Below are 5,527 nucleotides of genomic sequence, written 5' to 3'. Positions count from 1 at the left end.
CGGTGCTGGCGCCGCAGCAGAAAGTGCTGACAAACCTGTTGACGAGAAGCGAAAGGTTCTGCATAATCTCGTTTCTCTGCTGCTGACAACGCAGCGACGCGAACGGCAAAGCCGGCCGCGCAGTTCTTTAACAAACGAACAACCGATAAGTGTGGGCGCTCGATAGCGAGCAGTCACCGGCAAGTCTTCGGACTTGTCAGGCTCAAAAGTTATCAAGTGCTCGCACAGCAAAACGTGGCTTCATCGGCGTCAAGACGATGGAGCCAGTCAGTTTTCTGAGAGTGAGCGACCGCTCGAAAGAGCGAGATCCTTCGGGATCACAAGGGATTTGAACTGAAGAGTTTGATCCTGGCTCAGATTGAACGCTGGCGGCATGCCTTACACATGCAAGTCGAACGGCAGCGCGGGCTTCGGCCTGGCGGCGAGTGGCGAACGGGTGAGTAATACATCGGAACGTGCCCTGTTGTGGGGGATAACTAGTCGAAAGATTAGCTAATACCGCATACGACCTGAGGGTGAAAGCGGGGGACCGCAAGGCCTCGCGCAATAGGAGCGGCCGATGTCTGATTAGCTAGTTGGTGGGGTAAAGGCCTACCAAGGCGACGATCAGTAGCTGGTCTGAGAGGACGATCAGCCACACTGGGACTGAGACACGGCCCAGACTCCTACGGGAGGCAGCAGTGGGGAATTTTGGACAATGGGGGCAACCCTGATCCAGCAATGCCGCGTGTGTGAAGAAGGCCTTCGGGTTGTAAAGCACTTTTGTCCGGAAAGAAATCGCGCTGGCTAATACCTGGCGTGGATGACGGTACCGGAAGAATAAGCACCGGCTAACTACGTGCCAGCAGCCGCGGTAATACGTAGGGTGCGAGCGTTAATCGGAATTACTGGGCGTAAAGCGTGCGCAGGCGGTTTTGTAAGACAGGCGTGAAATCCCCGGGCTTAACCTGGGAATGGCGCTTGTGACTGCAAGGCTAGAGTGCGTCAGAGGGGGGTAGAATTCCACGTGTAGCAGTGAAATGCGTAGAGATGTGGAGGAATACCGATGGCGAAGGCAGCCCCCTGGGACGAGACTGACGCTCATGCACGAAAGCGTGGGGAGCAAACAGGATTAGATACCCTGGTAGTCCACGCCCTAAACGATGTCAACTAGTTGTTGGGGATTCATTTCCTCAGTAACGTAGCTAACGCGTGAAGTTGACCGCCTGGGGAGTACGGTCGCAAGATTAAAACTCAAAGGAATTGACGGGGACCCGCACAAGCGGTGGATGATGTGGATTAATTCGATGCAACGCGAAAAACCTTACCTACCCTTGACATGCCACTAACGAAGCAGAGATGCATCAGGTGCCCGAAAGGGAAAGTGGACACAGGTGCTGCATGGCTGTCGTCAGCTCGTGTCGTGAGATGTTGGGTTAAGTCCCGCAACGAGCGCAACCCTTGTCTCTAGTTGCTACGCAAGGGCACTCTAGAGAGACTGCCGGTGACAAACCGGAGGAAGGTGGGGATGACGTCAAGTCCTCATGGCCCTTATGGGTAGGGCTTCACACGTCATACAATGGTGCGTACAGAGGGTTGCCAACCCGCGAGGGGGAGCTAATCCCAGAAAACGCATCGTAGTCCGGATCGTAGTCTGCAACTCGACTACGTGAAGCTGGAATCGCTAGTAATCGCGGATCAGCATGCCGCGGTGAATACGTTCCCGGGTCTTGTACACACCGCCCGTCACACCATGGGAGTGGGTTTTGCCAGAAGTAGTTAGCCTAACCGCAAGGAGGGCGATTACCACGGCAGGGTTCATGACTGGGGTGAAGTCGTAACAAGGTAGCCGTATCGGAAGGTGCGGCTGGATCACCTCCTTTCCGAGCACGACTGATTCAAAGTCGAGCGTTCACACTTATCGGTTGTCGAGTGTTACAGCCAAGGGTCTGTAGCTCAGGTGGTTAGAGCACCGTCTTGATAAGGCGGGGGTCGTAGGTTCAAGTCCTACCAGACCCACCAGTCTTAGGACGGGGGATTAGCTCAGCTGGGAGAGCACCTGCTTTGCAAGCAGGGGGTCGTCGGTTCGATCCCGTCATCCTCCACCATCCACATGACAAAGTCGTGTGCGTAGCAAGACCGGGCGGTCGTCAAAGGCAAGCGCTTCCATGAGCGTTTGCCTTTGGCGTTGGCCAAGACGATGTGCGGATGCACGTTGGCTGTTCTTTAACAAAATGGGATGTAGTAAAGGTGTCGCGACGCGTTGATGAGGCGCGTGGACGATCGAGACATGATCGCGCGATACCGGGTTGTGATTGTATCAACCAAAGTATTTAAGTGATCGAAAGATGACTTGGAATACGGCACAAATGCGAGAACTCAACCTGTAGCGGGGCGTTGTAGACGCACTCGTTATAGGGTCAAGCGAACAAGTGCATGTGGTGGATGCCTTGGCGATCACAGGCGATGAAGGACGCGGTAGCCTGCGAAAAGCTTCGGGGAGCTGGCAAACGAGCTTTGATCCGGAGATGTCCGAATGGGGAAACCCGGCCCGTATGGGTCATCCCACACTGAATCCATAGGTGTGGGAAGCGAACGCGGCGAACTGAAACATCTAAGTAGCTGCAGGAACAGAAATCAACCGAGATTCCCAAAGTAGTGGCGAACGAAATGGGATGAGCCTTGTACCTTTTAGCAGTGTGGTTAGCAAAACGGGATGGAAAGCCCGGCCATAGCAGGTGATAGCCCTGTATGCGAAAACCGCGTTGTGGAACTAGGGGTACGACAAGTAGGGCGGGACACGTGAAATCCTGTCTGAAGATGGGGGGACCATCCTCCAAGGCTAAATACTCGTGATCGACCGATAGTGAACCAGTACCGTGAGGGAAAGGCGAAAAGAACCCCGGGAGGGGAGTGAAATAGATCCTGAAACCGCATGCATACAAACAGTCGGAGCCTGGAAACGGGTGACGGCGTACCTTTTGTATAATGGGTCAGCGACTTACATTCAGTGGCAAGCTTAACCGGTTAGGGAAGGCGTAGCGAAAGCGAGTCCGAATAGGGCGATTGAGTCGCTGGGTGTAGACCCGAAACCAGACGATCTATCCATGGCCAGGTTGAAGGTGCGGTAACACGTACTGGAGGACCGAACCCACTAACGTTGAAAAGTTAGGGGATGAGCTGTGGATAGGGGTGAAAGGCTAAACAAGTCTGGAAATAGCTGGTTCTCTCCGAAAACTATTTAGGTAGTGCCTCGTGTCTCACCTTCGGGGGTAGAGCACTGTCATGGTTGGGGGGTCTATTGCTGATTACCCCGCCATAGCAAACTCCGAATACCGAAGAGTGCAATCACGGGAGACAGACATCGGGTGCTAACGTCCGGTGTCAAGAGGGAAACAACCCAGACCGCCAGCTAAGGTCCCCAAGATTGGCTAAGTGGGAAACGAAGTGGGAAGGCTAAAACAGTCAGGAGGTTGGCTTAGAAGCAGCCACCCTTTAAAGAAAGCGTAATAGCTCACTGATCGAGTCGTCCTGCGCGGAAGATGTAACGGGGCTAAGCCAGTCACCGAAGCTGCGGACGCGCCTTGTGCGCGTGGTAGGAGAGCGTTCCGTAAGCCTGTGAAGGTGTCTTGTAAAGGATGCTGGAGGTATCGGAAGTGCGAATGCTGACATGAGTAGCGATAAAGGGGGTGAAAGGCCCCCTCGCCGTAAGCCCAAGGTTTCCTACGCAACGTTCATCGGCGTAGGGTGAGTCGGCCCCTAAGGCGAGGCAGAGATGCGTAGCTGATGGGAAGCAGGTTAATATTCCTGCACCGTCGTATGATGCGATGGGGGGACGGATCGCGGAAGGTTGTCCGGGTGTTGGAAGTCCCGGTCCCTGCATTGGAGAAGGCGCTTTGGCAAATCCGGGCGCAGGATTCAAGGATGTGGGGCGAGCGGCCTAGTGCTGCGAAGCAATCGGAAGGGGTCCCAAGAAAAGCCTCTAAGCTTCAGTCATACGAGACCGTACCGCAAACCGACACAGGTGGGCGAGATGAGTATTCTAAGGCGCTTGAGAGAACTCGGGAGAAGGAACTCGGCAAATTGGTACCGTAACTTCGGGATAAGGTACGCCCTGGTAGCTTGACTGGCCTGCGCCAGAAGGGTGACGGGGTTGCAATAAAATGGTGGCTGCGACTGTTTAATAAAAACACAGCACTCTGCAAACACGAAAGTGGACGTATAGGGTGTGACGCCTGCCCGGTGCCGGAAGATTAAATGATGGGGTGCAAGCTCTTGATTGAAGTCCCGGTAAACGGCGGCCGTAACTATAACGGTCCTAAGGTAGCGAAATTCCTTGTCGGGTAAGTTCCGACCTGCACGAATGGCGTAACGATGGCCACACTGTCTCCTCCCGAGACTCAGCGAAGTTGAAGTGTTTGTGATGATGCAATCTCCCCGCGGCTAGACGGAAAGACCCCATGAACCTTTACTGCAGCTTTGCATTGGACTTTGAACCGATCTGTGTAGGATAGGTGGGAGGCTTTGAAGCGAGGACGCCAGTTCTCGTGGAGCCGTCCTTGAAATACCACCCTGGTTTGTTTGAGGTTCTAACCTAGGCCCGTGAATCCGGGTCGGGGACAGTGCATGGTAGGCAGTTTGACTGGGGCGGTCTCCTCCCAAAGTGTAACGGAGGAGTTCGAAGGTACGCTTGGTACGGTCGGACATCGTACCTAAAGTGCAATGGCAAAAGCGTGCTTAACTGCGAGACCGACAAGTCGAGCAGGTGCGAAAGCAGGACATAGTGATCCGGTGGTTCTGAATGGAAGGGCCATCGCTCAACGGATAAAAGGTACTCTGGGGATAACAGGCTGATACCGCCCAAGAGTTCATATCGACGGCGGTGTTTGGCACCTCGATGTCGGCTCATCTCATCCTGGGGCTGTAGCCGGTCCCAAGGGTATGGCTGTTCGCCATTTAAAGAGGTACGTGAGCTGGGTTTAAAACGTCGTGAGACAGTTTGGTCCCTATCTGCCGTGGGCGTTGGAATCTTGACGGGGGCTGCTCCTAGTACGAGAGGACCGGAGTGGACGTACCGCTGGTGTACCTGTTGTCTCGCCAGAGGCATCGCAGGGTAGCTATGTACGGAAGAGATAACCGCTGAAAGCATCTAAGCGGGAAACTCGCCTGAAGATGAGGATTCCCTGGAGCCTCGAGCTCCTTGAAGGGTCGTTCAAGACCAGGACGTTGATAGGCTGGGTGTGGAAGCGCAGTAATGCGTTAAGCTAACCAGTACTAATTGCCCGTAAGGCTTGATCCTATAACCAGTGCGTTTAGATCCGCTGGTGTTCCGCATACGTGCCATACAGCACAACCCCACGCTACATCCCAATACGCCAGATTGGCCCAGCCAGTCCGGCAACCCTTTATGCCTGGTGACCATAGCAAGTCGGAACCACCCCTTCCCATCCCGAACAGGACCGTGAAACGACTTCGCGCCGATGATAGTGCGGACTACCCGTGTGAAAGTAGGTCATCGCCAGGCTCTCCTTTGAAAACGCCCCAGATC

The 5,527-nt window shown here is 54.5% G+C and carries 2 tRNA genes and 3 rRNA genes; all 5 read left to right on the top strand.

The features are described 5' to 3' along the window. Positions 1-330: 330 nt before the first annotated feature. The 5 genes from HTY53_RS24480 to rrf all read left to right on the top strand — a co-directional run bounded on the left by HTY53_RS24480 (position 331) and on the right by rrf (position 5,503). Positions 331-1,862: ribosomal RNA gene (locus tag HTY53_RS24480) — 16S ribosomal RNA — on the top strand. Positions 1,863-1,924: 62 nt separating this feature from the next. Then, a tRNA-Ile gene (locus HTY53_RS24475) sits at positions 1,925-2,001 on the top strand. Between the two features lie 10 nt (positions 2,002-2,011). Further along, positions 2,012-2,087, top strand: a tRNA-Ala gene (locus HTY53_RS24470). A gap of 310 nt (positions 2,088-2,397) precedes the next feature. After that, a 23S ribosomal RNA gene (locus HTY53_RS24465) occupies positions 2,398-5,278 on the top strand. Between the two features lie 111 nt (positions 5,279-5,389). After that, positions 5,390-5,503: ribosomal RNA gene (rrf, locus tag HTY53_RS24460) — 5S ribosomal RNA — on the top strand. The 16S, 23S and 5S rRNA genes sit together here with 2 tRNA genes alongside, the layout of an rRNA operon. Positions 5,504-5,527 lie beyond the last annotated feature (24 nt).

This window comes from Cupriavidus gilardii, assembly GCF_013314895.1.
Taxonomy (GTDB): domain Bacteria; phylum Pseudomonadota; class Gammaproteobacteria; order Burkholderiales; family Burkholderiaceae; genus Cupriavidus; species Cupriavidus gilardii_C.
The sequence above is the reverse complement of the archived record's forward strand: the minus strand, read 5'-3'. Positions and strand labels throughout refer to the sequence as shown.